Genomic DNA, 16545 nt, shown 5'->3' on the forward strand with positions numbered 1-16545 from the left:
ACCATATGCTGCCATACCGGATCCCCCACTACCGTCGAAACAGCCGCTGTTCCACGCTGGGGTTATGTCTCGATTCCCCCGCGTATCCGTCAGCCCTTTGCTGCCCGGACTCATGGTCTGCCTCGCCGTGGGCGGACTGAGCCTGGCCGTCGCCGGCCCCGTTCCTGCCGTGAGTGGATTGGTCGTAGCCATTTTCCTCGGGATTCTCTGGCGGAACCTGGCCCCTTATCCGAAGTTCCTCGATCCGGGGACGGCTTTCGCGGCCAAGCGGGTGCTCCGCCTGGGCATCGTGCTCTTGGGACTGCAGATCCCGGTGGGGGTGGTCCTGGGGCTCGGCCCGTGGGTGCTCACGGCGATCGTCACGTCCGTGGGTCTGACCTTCTGGGCCACCATGGTGGTCGGAAGGTGGTTGCGGATGACGCTGAACCAACGGCTCCTCATGGCCTCAGGTTTCTCGATCTGCGGGGCCGCGGCCATCGCAGGGACGGATTCCGTGACCGAATCCGACGAAGAAGACGTGGCCTCCGCGATCGCGATGGTGGTGGTCTTCGGCACCGGGATGATTGCGCTCATGCCGGCCCTGGCAGCCTTGCTCGGGCTCACAGCGCAACAGAGCGGGCTGTGGATCGGTCTGTCGACCCATGAGGTCGCCCAAGTGGTCGCGGCCGGCGGGGCCGTCGGCGGCGGGGCTCTGGTGATCGCCGTGACGGTGAAACTGGCACGAGTGCTCATGCTGGCACCGGTGCTGGCCGGTATCAGTTGGTCGCAACGGCGTAGGCAACAAAATCACACACAGGGCCCGAAAACGACCGAGGGCGGGCGGCGGCCGCCGCTGGTCCCGCTGTTCGTCGTGGGCTTCATCGCCTGCGTGGCGTTGGGCAGCCTCGGGTGGGTCCCTGAGACGGTCGGCCGAGCCATGGAGTACATCCAGGCCCTCCTGCTCTCCACGGCCATGTTCGCCCTGGGCCTCAGCGTGCACGTCCCCTCGCTGATCCGGGTCGGCGGGCGGCCGGCTGTCCTCGGCGCGGCGTCGACACTGATCATCCTGACCATCGGCGGCGCGGCAGCACTACTGCCGCAGGCCCTCGGGGGCAGCTCGGCCCAGTAGTGCCCTCGGTCGGGCTGCCGGTCCGGACGGGCCACGCGCCCCGCACTCGGTGTCCGGGTGCGGGGCTGCCCAGGGACCCGGCGACGGGTCTGGAGCACCTGTGCCCGGCCTGCGCTCAGCTGCGGCCGACGTGCCAGCGGCGCAGGCGCACGAGTGCCTCGTCCAGGACCTCGTCGCGCTTGCAGAAAGCGAAGCGCAGCAGGTGGGCGCCTTCCTCCTCGTGGTCGTAGAAGGCCGATGCGGGCACCGCCGCCACACCTGCCTCGCTGGGCAGGGCCCGGGCCAGCTCCTCGCAGTCGGAGAAACCCAGGGGCCGGATGTCGGCCATGAGGAAGTAGGTGCCCTCGCAGGGGCGCACGTCGAAACCGGCCTCCACCAGTCCCTCGGCGAGTCGGTCACGCTTGCGCTGCAGCGCGTCACGCTGATCGAGGATCCAGTTCTCCTCGGCCTCGAGGGCGTCGGCGATCGCCAGTTGGTACGCCCCGTTGGCCGAGAAGGTGAGGAACTGGTTGACCGTGCGTGCGGCCCGCACCAGCGGTTCGGGACCCATGACCCACCCGGTCTTCCACCCCGTCACCGCGAGGGTCTTGCCCACGGACGAGATCGACAGGGTTCGTTCGGCCATGCCCGGCAGGGTCGCCAGTGGCACGTGCGGCAGACCGTCGAAGGTCAGGAACTCGTACACCTCGTCGGTGACCGCGATGAGGTCGTTCTCCCGGCAGACCTTCGCGATCTCCTCCAGCTCGTCGGCGTCGAAGACCGCGCCGGTCGGGTTGTGGGGCGTGTTCACGATCATCACCCGGGTACGGGGCCCCACAGCGGAGCGCAGTTCTCCGGGGTCGAGCGTGAAGCGCCCTGTTGCCTCGTCACGGCGCAGCGGCACCGTCCTGCGCACTCCCCCGGCCAGACTGATCAGGGCAGCGTAGGAATCGTACATCGGTTCGAAGACGAGGACCTCGTCGCCGCGCTCCACCAGGGACAGCAGGGAGGCCGCCAGGGCGCCCGTCGCACCGACGGTGACGTAGACCTGCGTCTCCGGGTCGAGTTCGATGCCGTGGTGGCGTTTGCGGTACCGCGCCACGGCCTCGCGCAGCTCCGGCCTGCCGGGTCCGGGCGGGTACTGGTTCACCCCCTCGAGCACGTAGCGGTTCGCACCCTCCAGCAGAGAGCGGGGCCCGTCGGTGTCGGGAAAGCCCTGCCCGAGGTTGACCGACTCGGTCTCGGTGGCCAGGCGCGTCATCTCGGCGAAGATCGTCTCGCCGTAGGAGCGCATTCTCTCGATCAGCGGTTCATCCACCTCTCGAGCGTACCGACAGCACGACGGGGGCCGACAACCCTGGTCGGCCCCCGTTCCACCCGTCCGCTGTCGGACGCGGGTGTTCACAACAGCAGGCTCAGCACCACCCACACCACGGGACCCGCGATAAGCAACGAGTCCATACGGTCCATGATGCCGCCGTGGCCCGGCATGAACCGGCCCATGTCCTTGATACCGAGGTCGCGCTTGAGCAGCGACTCGATGAGGTCGCCGACGGTCGCGGCCGCCACCACCGCCAGGCCCAGGACCACACCGACCCACCAGGACCCGTCCAGCATCAACGTCACGCACAGGGCGCCGGCGACCGCGCAGCCCAGTACCGAACCGCCGAAGCCCTCCCACGTCTTGTTGGGGCTGATCACCGGGGCCATCTTGTGGCTGCCCAGCAGAATTCCGGCGAAATATCCCCCGATGTCACTGGAGATCGTCACCACGATGAAGGTGATCAACCAGAACTGCCCGTCGCCGGGGTGGGCGATGAGCAGCTGCCAGGTCGCCAACAGGAACGGCAGGTACACCACGGTGAACATGTTGGCCGCGGAGGCGGCGGCGAAGCCGTCCGCTCCCCCGCGCAACCGCCACGACAGGGTGACCAGGGCCGTCACCGCAGTCGCCCCCAGAAGTACCGAGGGTCCACCGAAGTAGGCGGCGGACTGCATCGCCACACCGCCCACGGCCAGCGGCACCACGGCCAAGTGCACGTCCTTGCGCGCGAAGGCCCGGTTGAGCTCGCGCAGCCCCAGCAGGACCGCGATCGACGTGATGGCCGTGAACAGCTGTGGCCACGGGAAGATGGAGAAGAGCACGAGCGCGCCGAGCACGACGCCGCTCGCGATGGCCACCGGGAGGTTGCGGCCTGTGCGCACCGGCTCGCCCCCCGGCTTGTGCAGCACGAAACGCTGCCCGTCGGCCTGGTCGGAATCGGTCGGCGATTCCTCGTCGGGTCTGTGCTCCGGCGAGTGATCGCCACCTCCGGAGCCGCGGGAAGGTGTCGTCACTGATCAGACCTCGAGGAGTTCCGATTCCTTGTGCTTGAGCAGCTCGTCGACGGTGGCGACGTACTTCTGCGCCAGCTCCTCCAGCTCGGTCTGTGCACGGTGGGCCTCGTCCTCACCGAGATCGCCGGCCTTGACCGCCTTCTCGAAGGTGTCCTTGGCGCGACGGCGCACGTTGCGGATCGAGACACGGGCGTCCTCGGCCTTGGTGCGCACGACCTTCACGTACTCCTTGCGGCGGTCCTCGGACAGCTCCGGGAACACCACGCGGATGACCTGGCCGTCGTCGGACGGGTTCACACCCAGGTCACTGTTGCGGATCGCGTTGACGATGTTGCTCCGCGCGCTCACGTCGAACGGCGAGATGACCACCATGCGCGGTTCGGGGATCGAGAACGAGGCCAGCTGGTGGATCGGCGTGGTCGCACCGTAGTAGTCGACGGTGATCCTGTTGAAGGTCGCCGGGGTGGGACGGCTCGAACGGACGGTCGCGAAGTCCTCCTTCGCGACCCCGACGGCCTTCTCCATCTTCTCTTCGGCCTCGAGGAGGGTTTCTTCAGTCATTGTGGCGCTCCCGGAACTACTTGGTGTTCGTGGCTAGGTGGCCCAGCGGCCCGTCGTCAGAGCCCGGACGGGCCGACGATGGTGCCGATCTTCTCACCGCGTACCGCACGCAGGATGTTGCCCTGGCTCATCAGGTCGAACACCACGATCGGTAGGCCGTTGTCCATGCACAGGCTGACCGCGGTCGCGTCCATGACCTTCAGGCCGCGGGTGAGGACCTCGTTGTAGTTGAGCTTGTCGAACTTGGCCGCGTCGGGGTTGCGCTGCGGGTCGGAGTCGTAGACCCCGTCGACCTGGGTGCCCTTGAGCACTGCCTGGGCACCGATCTCCAGCGCGCGCTGAGCGGCCGTGGTGTCGGTGGAGAAGAAGGGCGCGCCCAGACCGGCACCGAAGATGACCACACGGCCCTTCTCCAGGTGTCGGACGGCACGGCGCGGGATGTAGGCCTCGGCGACCTGGCTCATGTGGATCGCGGTCTGCACGCGGGTGTCCACGCCCAGGCGCTCCAGGAAGTCCTGCAGTGCCAGGCAGTTGATGACGGTTCCGAGCATGCCCATGTAATCGGCCCGGCCGCGCTCCATACCGCCCTCGGTGAGCTCCGCGCCACGGAACATGTTGCCGCCGCCGACGACCACCGAGACCTGCATGCCCTCGGAGACCGCTTCGGCGATGGACTCGGCAACGTACTGCACGATCTCGGGATCGATCCCCAGACCGCCGCCGCCCGCGAACGCCTCCCCGGAGAGCTTGAGCATGACCCGTTTCCAACCGAGATCGTGCATTTCGGGCTCGGTGTTCGTCTCTTCCATCGGCCTGAGGCCTCCCTTGTCGTCCCCGAGCGGCACGGGTCCCCCGAGTTCATCTGTCACGGCCGGCCCTCTGCGGTGCCGTAAACCGCCCTGATCCACCAAAGGTGCCGGGGAGCCCTCTCCCCGGCACCTCCATCATCCCAGTGCTCCTAGGCCTGGCCGACCTTGAAGCGGGCGAAGCGCTTGACGTTCACGCCGGCCTCGTCGACGACGTTCTGCACCGTCTTCTTGTTCTCCTTGACGGAGGGCTGGCCCAGCAGGGTGACCTCCTTGAAGTAACCGTTGAGGCGGCCCTCGACGATCTTCGGGATGGCCTGCTCCGGCTTGCCTTCCTCACGGGTGGTCTGCTCGGCGATGCCGCGCTCGCGCTCGACCACCTCGTCGGGGACGTCGTCCTTGCTGACGTACTGGGGAGCCATCGCGGCGATCTGCTGGGCGAGGTCCTTGCCGATCTGCTCGTCCGCCTTGTCCAGCTCGACCAGGACACCCATGGTCGGGGGCAGGTCCGGGTCGGACTTGTGCAGGTAGGTGGCGATGTAGGCGCCCTCGAACTTGGCGATGTTGCTGAGCTGCAGCTTCTCGCCGATGACGGCGCTCTTGCCCTCGATGTAGGCCTGCAGGCTCTTGCCGGACTCGATCTCGGCGGCCATGACCGTGTCGAGGTCGACGCTGCTCTGGGCGGAGACGAAGTCGGCGACCTCGTTGGCCAGGGTGATGAACTGGTCGTTCTTGGCGACGAAGTCGGTCTCGCAGTTGAGCTCGACCAGTGTGGCCTTGCTGTCGCTCTCCTGCTTGAGCACGACGGTGCCCTGGGCGGCAGTGCGCTCGGCGCGCTTGCCGACGTCCTTGGCACCCTTGATGCGCAGGGCCTCGACGGCCTGGTCGAAGTCGCCGTCGGCCTCGTTCAGGGCCTTCTTGCAGGCCATCATGCCCGCACCGGTCATGTCGCGCAGCTTCTTGACGTCCGCGGCGCTGAAGTTCGCCATTGTCGGAGTTTCCCTCGGAAGTGAAAGTCTGTGATGGACGGGGCGGTGCACCAGCCCCGGGGGCCGCCCCGCCCGGTGAGGGCGGGGCGGCGGCGAAACCGTTCGGTCGCTCGCCCGGGCTAGGCTTCGGAAGCCTTCTCGGCGGCGTCGCCCTCCGGCGCCTGCTCGGGCGCGTCCACGGGGGAGTCGGCGGCCGAGGGCTCGGCCGGAGCCTCGGCGGCGACCTCGTCGGCCGGGGCGACCGTCGGGGTCTCCTCCGGAGCTGCCTCGGCGGCGGCCTCCTTGCCCTCCAGGAGCTCGCGCTCCCACTCGGCCAGCGGCTCCTCGTCGGCCTTCTGCTCGCTCGCGCCCTCGGCGGAGGCACCCGAGCGGACCAGCAGGCCGTCGGCGACGGAGTCGGCGACCACGCGGGTCAGCAGGCTGACACTGCGGATGGCGTCGTCGTTACCCGGGATCGGGTAGTCGACCTCGTCCGGGTCGCAGTTGGTGTCCAGGATCGCCACGACCGGGATGTTGAGCTTGCGAGCCTCGCTGATCGCGATGTGCTCCTTCTTGGTGTCCACGATCCACACGGCGCTGGGCACGCGGGCCATGTCGCGGATACCGCCGAGGGTGCGCTCGAGCTTCTCCTTCTCGCGGCGGAGGTTGAGCAGCTCCTTCTTGGTGAGCGTGGAGCCGGCGACGTCGTCGAAGTCGATCTCCTCCAGCTCCTTCAGGCGCTGCAGCCGCTTGTGGACGGTGGAGAAGTTCGTGAGCATGCCGCCCAGCCAACGCTGGTTGACGTAGGGCATGCCGACGCGGCGGGCCTGCTCGTCGATGGCCTCCTGCGCCTGCTTCTTGGTCCCGACGAACAGGATGGTGCCACCGTGGGCAACCGTCTGCTTGACGAACTCGTAGGCGCGGTCGATGTAGGACAGCGACTTCTGGAGGTCGATGATGTAGATGCCGTTGCGCTCGGTGAAGATGAAGCGCTTCATCTTCGGGTTCCAACGGCGGGTCTGGTGCCCGAAGTGGACGCCGCTCTCCAGGAGCTGGCGGATCGTCACGACTGTGGCCATGACCTGTCCTTCCTGCGGTGGCGGGGCTCCCCCGCCTTCGGTTGTGCCTGACGCCCCGGCCGTACCGCCACCCGCTCTCGCGGTGTGGACCGTAGGTCCGGCCCCTCCCCGTGGGGAAGCTCGTGGACGTGCGTGATGTGGTTGGCCTCAAGGGCCACAGATGATTCTATCCTCCGTCGGGAACACCCAGGACCCATCCGTGGCCGTCCACAGATCCGGGGCCCCTCTGGCGGACCACCACCTTCCGGCAGACCCTTGACACATGGGCCTTCTCACCCGCTGGCTACTGACCTTCTCGATCCTGCTGTTCCCCTTTTTCCCGATCCGAACCGCCGCCGCGGACACCCCGTGGCAGTGGCCCCTGAACCCCCGCCCCGACGTGCTGCGGGGCTTCGACCCACCGGAACAGAGATGGCTCGCGGGCCACCTGGGCGCCGACCTGGCAGCTGACGTGGACCAACCCGTGCTGGCGTCCGCGGACGGAGTGGTGCACTTCATCGGGACGGTCGCCGGTGTGCCGGTCGTCTCAGTGGCACACGGCGAGCTGCGCACCACCTATCTGCCGGTGCGCGCCTCGGTGACGCGGGGCGATGCGGTGCGTGCGGGCGACGAGCTGGGGACCCTGGCCGCGGAGCCCGCGCACTGCCCCTCCCGGCCGTGCCTGCACCTCGGTCTGTTGCGGGGATCGACCTACCTGGACCCGCTCGGCCCGTTGGGTCACGGACCGGTGCGGCTGCTTCCGTCACCGGTCCCGGGACGGAGCGGTCCGGTGGTCGGCGGCAGCGCCGGTCCCCGCCGGGTTCCGGAGGCACGGGGCCGGCGGCGCAGGGGGAGCGCCGGTGCCGGCGAAAGGTGTTCAGGCCCGCGGATGAGCCTGCTGGTAAGTGGCACGCAGGCGGTCCACCGACACGTGGGTGTACACCTGCGTACTGCGGGGACTGGCGTGGCCCAGGAACTCCTGTACCGTCCGCAGGTCCGCTCCCCCGTTGAGCAGGTGCGTGGCCGCGCTGTGCCGCAGATCGTGCGGGGCTCCGTCGACGCCGGCGGCACGCAGGTGGGCGTGCACGTCCTCCCGTGCCTGGCGCACACCCAGGCGTCCGCCGCGCGCTCCCAGGAAGAGGGCGTTGCCGGAGGCTCGGGTGAGCAACTCCGTGCGCGCCCCGGTCAACCAGGCGTCGAGGGCATCGAGAGCAGGAGCACCGACCGGCACGCTTCGTTCCTTGTCCCCCTTGCCGATGACCCGCACGGTCCCACGCGCACGGTCGAGGTCGGCCACGTCGAGCGCGCACAGTTCCGCTACCCGGATCCCACCGGCGTAGAGGAGTTCCACGACCGCGCGGCGGCGCACCGGGACGGGCCCCTCCCCGGTCCCGTCGGTGTGGGAAAGGGCGTCGGCGGCCTGGCGCTCGTCGAGCACCGTCGGCAGTGCGCGCTGCTGCGCGGGGGCCGACAGCCGGGGGCCGGGGTCCGAGTCCAGGGTCCCCTCGCGGTGCAGGAACCGGGTGAAGGCGCGTACGGCGGCGACCCGGCGGGCCAGGGTCGAGCGGCTCGCGCCCGCCTCCCGTGCGCGCGAGAGCCAGGCGCGCACGAGGGGGACGTCGAGTTCGGCGAGCTCATGGCCGGTCTCGTCCAGGTGGGCGAGCAGCGCGCGCAGGTCGGCCAGGTAGCCGCGGACCGTGTGCGGGGACCGTCCGAGCTCGTGTGTGAGGTGGGTACGGAACCGGCCGAGCACGGTCATCGCTCCCCCAAGCTCGCGATGCCCTCGACCTGCACCAGGTAACGGGGGTCGACGAGACCGCTGACCTCCACCAGGGTCCCGGCGGGCCGATGGCCCTTCGGCAGGCAGTCCGACAGCGCCGAGCGGAATTCGTCGAGGTCGGTGATGTGGCGCAGGTAGTAGGTGATCTTGACCAGGTCGCCGAGGTCGGCGCCGTGGCCGGCGAGGAGTCGTTCCATGTTGGTGAAGACCTGCCTGGTCTGGCCCGCGACGTCGCCGGGCACCTCGCCGTCGGAGGAGACGGGGAACTGACCGGAGAGGAAGAGCAGCGGCCCGGGGGCCACCAAGGCGTCACTGTACGGTTTGGCCATGGCCGCAACGTACCCGCGCACGGGGCGGCTCTATCCCTTCCGGGGTCTGCGGAGGAGCGACGCGCCCCGCGCCGCCGGGAAGGCGGGATGTCGGTGCTTCCGCGAGGGCCGACAGCGCTCAGCCGGGCTTCCGGGAGCAGCCGGCGGCCGGCGTGGCTCGCACAGGGCGGGCGGACCTCACGTGCGCGTGGGGCGCCAACCGGCGGCGCAGCGTTCCACGAGCCCCGCGGCGGCGAGCACGCCGAGCGCTCGCATGGTGCCCTCCAGATCACCTCCGCACTCGAGGGCGATGGAGGCGGTTCCTGCGCCGGTGCGGGGTACGGCCGCCAGTACACGTTCGGTCTCCGGGGACAGGTCGGCCTCGACCCGTACCGGGCCGGAGGGCTCGGGTCCGGCCTCGCCCGCCAGGTACTCGAGCACGTCCGCCGCTCCGGTCACACAGAGCGCCCCGTGGTCCCGCAGGAGCGCATGGCACCCCACGGACAGGGCCGAGGTCACCGGTCCGGGGACGGCCATGACGGAGCGGCCCATGGAGGTGGCGTGCGTGGCGGTGTTGAGCGCCCCGCTGCGCCGTCCGGCCTCCACGACGACGGTTCCGGGGGTCAGGGCGGCGATGAGCCGGTTGCGGACGAGGAAGTCCCGGGCCCGGGGTGTGGCACCGAGGGGGCGTTCACTCACCAGTACCCCGCGCCGGGCCACGTCTGCGAAGAGCGCGGCATGCCCGCGCGGGTAGTCCACGTCGAGTCCGCAGGCGAGCACGACCACGGTGGCGCCGACCGCGTGTGCCGCGCGGTGCGCGGCCCCGTCGATGCCGTAGGCGCCGCCGGACACGGTCACGACCGAGTGCTCGCCCAGGGTGCAGGCCATCTCCGAGGCGACGTGTTCGCCGTAGGACGTCGCGGCCCTGGCCCCCACGAGGGCCACGGAACGCAGGCACAGGTTGCGCAGGTCACCGCCGCCGCGCACCCACAGTCCGTAGGGCCCGGGGTCGAGTCCGTCCAGGCGCCCGGGCCACTCGGGGTCGCCGGGGGCCACGAAACGCACGCCCCTCTCCGCGGAGGCGCCGAGCAGCCCGTCGGGGTCCACACGTTCGGCCCGGGCGCGCCACTGCTTCCAGGTGCGTTCCATCGCCCGGTGGGTCTCGGGGCCAGCGTCGGCGTTCACCGGGCCGGTGCCCGGCGGCGCCTGCCCTCCGGCCAGAGCCGTCCACACGCGGGCGGCCCCGTGCCGGTCGAGCAGCTCCGCCAGCCACGTGTTGCCCGGCTCGGCCACCGCCGTCAGACACGCCCGGGCCCGGACCTGGTCGTCCCTCTCGTTCACCCTTGCCACCTCCCGGTTCACCATGCGCGTCCGGACCAGAGCGCGAACGCGTACGCGGCCTCCTCCTCGCCGGGGCGGTCCCGCCCGGCGAGGTCGGCCAGGGTCCATGCCACACGCAGGGCACGGTCCACGCCCCGCGCGCTGATCTGCCCCAGGTCCATGGCCCGGCCCAGGACCCGCAGGGCCTCGGGCTCCACCGGGAACTCGCGCCGCAGGCGCGTGCCGGGCACGGCGGCGTTGGTGCGCCACGGGGTCCCGGCCAAGCGCTCACCGGCCCGGTCCCGGGCGGCACGCACCCGGTCGGCGACCACTTCGGAGGGTTCGGCGAAGGACCGGTCGGCGAGCAGCTCGGCACGGGTCACGGGTTGCAGCTCCACCTTGAGGTCGATGCGGTCCAGGAGCGGCCCGGAGATCCGGGAGAAGTAACGGCGGCGTTCTCCGGCCGGGCAGGTGCACAGCGGTCCGGGCCTGGCGCACGGGCAGGGGTTGGCGGCCATCACGAGTTGGAACCGGGCGGGGAAGGTCACGGTGGAGGCCGCACGCGCGAGCACGACCTCGCCGCGTTCGAGGGGCTCTCTCAGGGAATCCAGTACCCCGCGCCCGAACTGCGGCGCCTCGTCGACGAACAGCACCCCGTGGTGGGCCTTGGAGGCGCATCCGGGCGCCACGTGCCCGCTGCCGCCCCCGATGATCGACGCGCGGGTCGAGGTGTGGTGGGGCGCGGCGAACGGCGGGAGGGAGATCAGGGGTGCGTCGGGGGGCAGTGTCCCGGCAACGGAGTGGATCGCGGTGGCCTCCAGCGACTCGGTCGGCCCCAGGCGCGGCAGCACGGTGGGGAGGCGTTCGGCGAGCAGACTTTTCCCGGTCCCGGGAGAGCCGAGCATGAGGAAGTTGTGTCCTCCCGCGGCGGCGATCTCCACGGCGCGGCGTGCGACGGGTTGGCCGAGCACGTCGGCGAGATCGGGCCCGTGCCCACTCGGCTCGGGCCCGGTGGTCTCCGGTACCGGGCAGGCGGGTTCTCCCCCGCGCATCCAGCGGCACAGGTCGGCGAGGTCGGTGACACCCACGACGTCGACGTCGGGTACCAGGCCGGCCTCGGCGAGGTTGCCGGGGGCGACCACAAAACGTTTGAACCCCTGCTCGGCCGCTGCGACGACGGCGGGCAGTACCCCGCGTACGGGCCGGGCGCGGCCGTCGAGGCCGAGTTCGCCGATGAGCACGGTGTCGGTGAGGCGGTCGAGCGGTACGTCGCCCATGGCGGCGAGGAGCGCTCCGGCGATGGCCAGGTCGAACAGGCTCCCGGACTTGGGCAGGCTCGCCGGGGACAGGCTGACCACCACGGTTCCGGTGGGCCAGCGCTCCCCGCTGTTGACGAGGGCGGCCCGGATCCGGTCTCGGGCCTCGCGCAGAGCGGCGTCGGGCAGGCCGACGAGGGTCACGGAGTTCTCACCTGCGCCGCCGAGGTCTGCCTCGACCTCCACGACGTGGCCGCGGACCCCGACCAGGGCCAGGCAGTGGGTGCGGGCGAAACTCATCGGGCCGTCCCCCGTTCGTGGGAGACGAAGACCCGGCCGCCCAGGAGGAGCACGGACACGGTGTCGACGCGGGTCCGGGCGGCGGGGACGCCGTACCGGGGCGCCCAGTAGCGCGCCAGACGGCGGAGACGGCGGCGTTTGCCTTCGGTGACGGCGAGCGCGGGGTGACCGCGCACCAGTGAGGTGCGGGTCTTGACCTCGACCACGACCAGCATCGGCCCGTCCCGGGCGAGCAGGTCGACCTCGCCCTCCCGGCTCCACCGGTTGCGTGCCAGCACCCGCATGCCTTCGCGGCTCAGGTGCCGGGCGGCCAGGTCCTCTCCCCGGACGCCCACGTCGCGCCGGTGCTCGGCCCTCGGATCCATCGGCGACCACCTCCGATCACCACGGTGGGTGATCGGAGGTGGTACCGCCAGAGGCTCTTTTCTTCTGTGGACGGCGGTGGCTGTCCGTGTTCGCCGTCCCGTGCATCAGGACCGTTGAGAGGCCGGCCCCGCGGGGTCGGCGTATCAGGTGTCGGGGCCGGAACCGGCGGGGTCGGTGGGCGGCAGTTCCAGGTCGGACTTGGTGATCTCCTCGACGTTGACGTCCTTGAACGTCACCACGCGCACGTTGCGGACGAATCTGGCGGGCCGGTACATGTCCCAGACCCAGGCGTCCTCCATCGCGACCTCGAAGTACATCTCCCCGTTCTCGGTCGAACGCGGCTGGAGGTCCACGTGGTTGGTGAGGTAGAACCGGCGCTCGGTCTCCACGACATAGCTGAACAGTCCGACGACGTCCCGGTACTCGCGATAGAGCTGGAGCTCCATCTCGGCTTCGTACTTCTCCAAGTCCTCAGAACTCATGTGCGCGCTCGCTTTCGTCAGCACTCTCCGGTCTTGGTGTGCTCGGTTCCTCCGGGGACCATCATGCTTCACGGGTCGGCCCCGCGTCCCCCGGAGCACAGATTTCCTTCACCGGATCGGTCACCGTACCCGAGAATCCCCAGGGCGGGGAGCCCTGAGACCAGCCTCACTGCGGTCCTCGTTCCCGCACCCGGACCTGCGTGCGGCGGTCACCCCGCGGCGGCCTCGACCTCGTCGAACGCGGGCGGGACACCGAGTCCGCCCATTTGTCCGAAGGGCCAGATGATGACGAACGCGCGGCCGACGACGTGGTCGACGGGCACGGCACCGCCCCCGGGGTTGTTCTGGTTCATGCGGGAGTCGTAGGAGATCGAGCGGTGGTCGCCCATGAGCCAGAGCTGGTCGTCGCCCAGTTCGATGGGGCCGAACTCGGTGTGGCTCTCGACACTGCCGGGGTAGAGGTACTCGTCCTCGTCGAGCGGGACGCCGTTGACGACGATGCGGTTCTGTTCGTCGCAGCACTCGACGGTGTCTCCGGGCAGGCCGATGACCCGCTTGATGTACTCCTTGCCGGTGGGGGCCATCCCGAGCTGCTGCTGCACCCACTGGAAACCCCGTGCCACGGGGTTGGCGGGTTCGGAGACGTTCACGGAGTTGGGGTCGTCCCAGGAACCTTCGCCGTCGAAGACCACGACCTCTCCGCGTTCGATGTCGCGCATCTCGTAGACGACCTTGTTGACCAGCACCCGGTCACCGACGAGGAGGGTGTTCTCCATGGATGTGGAGGGGATGTAGAACGCCTGCATCACAAAGGTGCGGATGACGAACGCCAGAACCAGGGCGACCACGATGAGGATCGGCAGTTCCTTCCAGAAGGAACCCGAACCCTTTTTCTTCGCTGCGCTGTCGGACTTGCTCACCGTCTCCTCCGCCCTCTCCTCCGGCTCCGCAGGGTCCGTGCCATCGCCCCCGGAGACACCTCTGGCTCCCGTGTGCCCGTCGGGTACGCGGGAGCCAGGGGCGGAGCCGTGCTCCTTCGGGCCCGGTCGGCCCGGGTTCTCCTCGGGGAACCCGTCCGAGCCGAGATCCCTGTCGTCGTTGGTCATCAGTGCGAAAGCCTATCCGTTCTTCGACGGCAGTGGTGGCTTTCGTCACCGACGGATCCGAACGGAGCCTACGACTTGGCGGGCTCGCGGCGCTCGCGGATACGAGCGGCCTTGCCGCGCAGGTGGCGCAGGTAGTACAGCTTGGCGCGGCGCACGCGACCGCGGGCGACGACCTCGTACTTCTCGACCGCCGGGGTGTGGATCGGGAAGACCCGCTCCACGCCGACGCCGTAGCTGACCTTGCGGATGGTGAAGGTCTCACGGTTGGCCGAACCCTGGCGGGCGATGACTACGCCCTTGAAAACCTGGGCACGTGTGCGGGTGCCCTCCGTCACGCGGACGTGGACGGCGAGCGTGTCACCGGGACGGAAGTCCGGGACGTCGGTGCGCAGCTGGGCCTTCTCCAGCTCCTGAATGGCGGTGTGCATCTGAAATCCTCATTGATAGCGCGCCGCGTCCTGTCCCCGCGGTCAGCAGGAAGGGGTGCGCGGGCGAGGCCCTGACACATGGGTCTGAACTGTCGGAACCCCGGGTGGCCGACACAGAGGCCGACGTCGGACCGCCGGCATGCGGATGCCACTGGCCACCAGGGGGGATCCCGTCTAGTTTGCCACATGTTCTCCGTCGTCCAGAACGGACCGTTCTGCGAGGACCTCCCGGTCACGGGCGTCGAAGGTCTCCTCCGGCGCCGATTCCAGGAGTTCGGGCCGGTTGCGCAGGGTCTTGCGCAGGGCCTGGTCGCGGCGCCAGCGGTCGACGGCGCCGTGGTTGCCGGAAAGCAGCACCGGCGGGACCTCGTGGCCGCGCCACTCGGCGGGTTTGGTGTAGACGGGGCCTTCGACGAGGTGCTCCATCCCACCGGAGGCGAAGGAGTCCTGCACGTGGGACTCGCGGTTGCCGAGCACCCCGGGCAGCAGGCGTGTGACGGCCTCCACCATGACCAGGGTGGCCGACTCCCCCCCGTTGAGGACGTAGTCGCCGATGCTGATCTCCTCGACGGGCATCCGGCGGGCGGCCTCCTCGGCCACACGTGAGTCGATACCCTCGTAGCGCCCGCACCCGAAGACCAGGTGTTCCTGCTCGGCGAGCCGCTCGGCGTCCGCCTGGCGGAAGGGGCGGCCACTGGGGCTGGGCACGATCAGGCGTGCTGGACGATCGCCCACGACCTCGTCGAGGGCCTCGCCCCAGGGGCCGGGTTTCATGACCATGCCCGGGCCGCCGCCGTAAGGGGTGTCGTCGACGGTGCTGTGCCGGTCGTAGGTCCAGGCCCGCAGGTCGTGCACCTGCATGTCGAGCAGGCCGGCGGCACGGGCCTTGCCGATCAGGGACAGCTCCAGGGGCGCGAAGTAGTCGGGGAAGATACTGATGATGTCGATACGCACGGCGTGCTCGTTCGCTCCGGTGGTATGGGCTCGGCGGTGCCGGTCACTCGGCCTGGTCGAGGTCGAGCAGGCCGGGTGGGGGCTCGATGACCAGGCGGCCGGCGTCCACGTCGACCTCGGGCACGAGCGGCCCCACGAACGGGACGAGGACCTCCTCGCCGTCGGCACGCCCCACGACCAGTACGTCCTGGGCGTGGTGGAGCACGTCGGCGACCTCACCGACCCGTTCACCGTCGGTGGTGTGCACGGCCAGCCCGACGAGTTCGTGGTCGTGGAATTCGTCGGGGTCGCTCAGGGAGGCGACGTCGGCCGAGTCGACCAACAGGACGGTGCCGCGCAGCGCCTCGGCGGCGTCGCGGTCGCGTACCCCCTCGAAACGCACGAGCATGCGCCCGCTGTGGTTGCGGGTGGAGGTGACGGTGAGCGGTCCGGTGGCTGCGGGGTCGGTGAGCAGAGCCGAACCGTCGGCGAACCGTGCGCCCGGGTCGTCGGTGCGCACCTCCACGGTGACCTCACCGCGGATACCGTGAGCACGGCCGATCCGGCCGACGACGAGACGCATGGGGTTCTTTCCTTCCGTGGGCCCGGACCGTGCGGGGTCCGGGATGACAGCGCCCGGGGTCCGCCTCAGCGGGGCCCCGGGCACGACTGTGGGGCGCCGACCTTCCCGGTCGGCGCCCCCTGAGGCACTTCAGCGCACCTCGTGCAGGTCCAGCAGATCAACGCGTACATGGCGGCCGCCGGCGAGTGAACCGATCACGGTCCGCAGCGCCCTGGCGGTCCGGCCGTTGCGGCCGATGACCTTGCCCAGGTCGTCCGGGTGGACCCGGACCTCGAGAACCTTGCCCTTGCGGAGCCTCTTGGTTCTCACCTGGACGTCGTCGGAGTTCGCAACGATCCCCTTCACGAGGTGCTCAAGCGCCTCTTCCAGCACGTCAGGCCTCGCCCTCGGACTTCTTGGCCTCGGCGTCCTCGGCGGGCTCGTCGGCCGCCTTGTCAGCCTTCTTCACGGTCTTCTTGGCCTTGGTGGACTTCTCCTGGCCGGGGAGCACGAGCTCCTTCAGCGCGGCCTGGAACTCGGCCTCCTTGGCCTCGGGGTCGGCCTTCTCCGGCACCTGGAGCGGCGCCGGGGCGGGCAGGCCCTTGAACTTCTGCCAGTCACCCGTCTTGCGAAGGAGAGCCTTCACCGGGTCGGTGGGCTGAGCGCCCACCGACAGCCAGTACTGAGCACGCTCCGAGTTGATCTCGATGAAGCTCGGGTGCTCCTTCGGGTGGTACGTGCCGATCTCCTCGATCGCCTTGCCGTCGCGCTTGTTGCGGGCGGAGGCGACGATGACACGGTACTGGGGCGTACGGATCTTACCCATACGCTTGAGCTTCAGTTTGACAGCCACTGGAGTGGTCTTCTCCCGAATACGGTGTTGAGCG

At 69.9% G+C, this 16545-nt stretch carries 19 protein-coding genes and 1 pseudogene; 2 read left to right on the forward strand and 18 right to left on the reverse strand.

The window, feature by feature from the left end; genetic code table 11:
* Positions 1–64: 64 nt before the first annotated feature.
* Positions 65–1108 (forward strand): YeiH family protein, encoded by a 1044-nt coding sequence (locus D456_RS0110815; protein WP_152442535.1) that lies wholly within the window; start codon positions 65–67, stop codon positions 1106–1108.
* 115 nt (positions 1109–1223) lie between these two features.
* Here D456_RS0110815 and D456_RS0110820 read toward each other — a convergent pair whose 3' ends face one another.
* The 6 genes from D456_RS0110820 to rpsB all read right to left on the reverse strand — a co-directional run bounded on the left by D456_RS0110820 (position 1224) and on the right by rpsB (position 6838).
* Positions 1224–2405: a pyridoxal phosphate-dependent aminotransferase gene (locus D456_RS0110820; protein WP_040699081.1), complete on the reverse strand. Its 1182-nt coding sequence runs from the start codon at positions 2403–2405 to the stop codon at positions 1224–1226.
* A gap of 83 nt (positions 2406–2488) precedes the next feature.
* Positions 2489–3424, reverse strand: a complete 936-nt coding sequence (locus tag D456_RS0110825) for a phosphatidate cytidylyltransferase (protein WP_017576199.1) — start codon at positions 3422–3424, stop codon at positions 2489–2491.
* Positions 3425–3427: 3 nt separating this feature from the next.
* Complete coding sequence (frr, locus tag D456_RS0110830; protein WP_017576200.1) at positions 3428–3985, reverse strand: ribosome recycling factor; 558 nt, start codon at positions 3983–3985, stop codon at positions 3428–3430.
* A 56-nt stretch (positions 3986–4041) separates the two neighbouring features.
* Positions 4042–4794, reverse strand: a complete 753-nt coding sequence (gene pyrH / locus D456_RS0110835; protein ID WP_026115759.1) for a UMP kinase — start codon at positions 4792–4794, stop codon at positions 4042–4044.
* 149 nt (positions 4795–4943) lie between these two features.
* Positions 4944–5780: a translation elongation factor Ts gene (tsf, locus tag D456_RS0110840; protein ID WP_017576202.1), complete on the reverse strand. Its 837-nt coding sequence runs from the start codon at positions 5778–5780 to the stop codon at positions 4944–4946.
* A gap of 119 nt (positions 5781–5899) precedes the next feature.
* Entirely contained in the window at positions 5900–6838 is a 939-nt protein-coding gene (gene rpsB / locus D456_RS0110845; RefSeq protein ID WP_017576203.1) for a 30S ribosomal protein S2, read from the reverse strand.
* A 262-nt stretch (positions 6839–7100) separates the two neighbouring features.
* On the opposite strand from rpsB, the pseudogene D456_RS25595 reads away from it, so the two are divergent.
* Positions 7101–7529: pseudogene (locus D456_RS25595) on the forward strand (M23 family metallopeptidase); the annotation flags it as partial.
* 165 nt (positions 7530–7694) lie between these two features.
* Here D456_RS25595 and D456_RS0110850 read toward each other — a convergent pair.
* From D456_RS0110850 to rpsP, 12 genes are all read right to left on the reverse strand, one after another.
* Positions 7695–8576, reverse strand: a complete 882-nt coding sequence (locus D456_RS0110850) for a tyrosine recombinase XerC (RefSeq protein ID WP_017576204.1) — start codon at positions 8574–8576, stop codon at positions 7695–7697.
* On the reverse strand, positions 8573–8926 hold the full coding sequence (locus tag D456_RS0110855) for a RidA family protein (protein ID WP_017576205.1): 354 nt from the start codon (positions 8924–8926) through the stop codon (positions 8573–8575). Before D456_RS0110855 ends, D456_RS0110850 begins: the two co-directional genes overlap by 4 nt.
* 177 nt (positions 8927–9103) lie before the next feature.
* Positions 9104–10246: a DNA-processing protein DprA gene (gene dprA, locus D456_RS0110860; protein ID WP_017576206.1), complete on the reverse strand. Its 1143-nt coding sequence runs from the start codon at positions 10244–10246 to the stop codon at positions 9104–9106.
* A 17-nt stretch (positions 10247–10263) separates the two neighbouring features.
* Entirely contained in the window at positions 10264–11781 is a 1518-nt protein-coding gene (locus D456_RS0110865) for a YifB family Mg chelatase-like AAA ATPase (RefSeq protein ID WP_017576207.1), read from the reverse strand.
* Positions 11778–12146, reverse strand: a complete 369-nt coding sequence (locus tag D456_RS0110870; RefSeq protein WP_017576208.1) for a YraN family protein — start codon at positions 12144–12146, stop codon at positions 11778–11780. Before D456_RS0110870 ends, D456_RS0110865 begins: the two co-directional genes overlap by 4 nt.
* Positions 12147–12290: 144 nt before the next feature.
* Positions 12291–12629: a DUF2469 domain-containing protein gene (locus D456_RS0110875; RefSeq protein WP_017576209.1), complete on the reverse strand. Its 339-nt coding sequence runs from the start codon at positions 12627–12629 to the stop codon at positions 12291–12293.
* A 209-nt stretch (positions 12630–12838) separates the two neighbouring features.
* Entirely contained in the window at positions 12839–13735 is an 897-nt protein-coding gene (lepB, locus tag D456_RS0110880) for a signal peptidase I (protein WP_017576210.1), read from the reverse strand.
* 68 nt (positions 13736–13803) lie between these two features.
* Positions 13804–14163: a 50S ribosomal protein L19 gene (rplS, locus tag D456_RS0110885; protein WP_017576211.1), complete on the reverse strand. Its 360-nt coding sequence runs from the start codon at positions 14161–14163 to the stop codon at positions 13804–13806.
* A 174-nt stretch (positions 14164–14337) separates the two neighbouring features.
* A complete protein-coding gene (gene trmD, locus D456_RS0110890; RefSeq protein WP_017576212.1) occupies positions 14338–15117 on the reverse strand; it encodes a tRNA (guanosine(37)-N1)-methyltransferase TrmD in 780 nt (259 codons plus the stop codon).
* A gap of 43 nt (positions 15118–15160) precedes the next feature.
* Entirely contained in the window at positions 15161–15679 is a 519-nt protein-coding gene (gene rimM / locus D456_RS0110895) for a ribosome maturation factor RimM (RefSeq protein WP_017576213.1), read from the reverse strand.
* A gap of 129 nt (positions 15680–15808) precedes the next feature.
* Positions 15809–16051, reverse strand: a complete 243-nt coding sequence (locus D456_RS0110900) for an RNA-binding protein (RefSeq protein ID WP_017576214.1) — start codon at positions 16049–16051, stop codon at positions 15809–15811.
* A 1-nt stretch (position 16052) separates the two neighbouring features.
* Positions 16053–16511, reverse strand: coding sequence for a 30S ribosomal protein S16 (rpsP, locus tag D456_RS0110905; RefSeq protein ID WP_017576215.1), 459 nt, complete (start codon positions 16509–16511; stop codon positions 16053–16055).
* Positions 16512–16545: the final 34 nt, after the last annotated feature.

The sequence above is a fragment of the Nocardiopsis kunsanensis DSM 44524 genome, from assembly GCF_000340965.1.
Classification (GTDB): domain Bacteria; phylum Actinomycetota; class Actinomycetes; order Streptosporangiales; family Streptosporangiaceae; genus Nocardiopsis; species Nocardiopsis kunsanensis.

Bases quoted from the DNA above. Each gene is read 5' to 3' on its own strand.
- D456_RS0110815 (WP_152442535.1), top strand. From the start codon at position 65: ATGTCTCGATTCCCCCGCGTATCCGTCAGCCCTTTGCTGCCCGGACTC.
- frr (WP_017576200.1), bottom strand. From the start codon at position 3,985: ATGACTGAAGAAACCCTCCTCGAGGCCGAAGAGAAGATGGAGAAGGCC.
- pyrH (WP_026115759.1), bottom strand. From the start codon at position 4,794: ATGGAAGAGACGAACACCGAGCCCGAAATGCACGATCTCGGTTGGAAA.
- tsf (WP_017576202.1), bottom strand. From the start codon at position 5,780: ATGGCGAACTTCAGCGCCGCGGACGTCAAGAAGCTGCGCGACATGACC.
- rpsB (WP_017576203.1), bottom strand. From the start codon at position 6,838: ATGGCCACAGTCGTGACGATCCGCCAGCTCCTGGAGAGCGGCGTCCAC.
- D456_RS0110850 (WP_017576204.1), bottom strand. From the start codon at position 8,576: ATGACCGTGCTCGGCCGGTTCCGTACCCACCTCACACACGAGCTCGGA.
- D456_RS0110855 (WP_017576205.1), bottom strand. From the start codon at position 8,926: ATGGCCAAACCGTACAGTGACGCCTTGGTGGCCCCCGGGCCGCTGCTC.
- D456_RS0110865 (WP_017576207.1), bottom strand. From the start codon at position 11,781: ATGAGTTTCGCCCGCACCCACTGCCTGGCCCTGGTCGGGGTCCGCGGC.
- D456_RS0110870 (WP_017576208.1), bottom strand. From the start codon at position 12,146: ATGGATCCGAGGGCCGAGCACCGGCGCGACGTGGGCGTCCGGGGAGAG.
- D456_RS0110875 (WP_017576209.1), bottom strand. From the start codon at position 12,629: ATGAGTTCTGAGGACTTGGAGAAGTACGAAGCCGAGATGGAGCTCCAG.
- lepB (WP_017576210.1), bottom strand. From the start codon at position 13,735: ATGACCAACGACGACAGGGATCTCGGCTCGGACGGGTTCCCCGAGGAG.
- rplS (WP_017576211.1), bottom strand. From the start codon at position 14,163: ATGCACACCGCCATTCAGGAGCTGGAGAAGGCCCAGCTGCGCACCGAC.
- rimM (WP_017576213.1), bottom strand. From the start codon at position 15,679: ATGCGTCTCGTCGTCGGCCGGATCGGCCGTGCTCACGGTATCCGCGGT.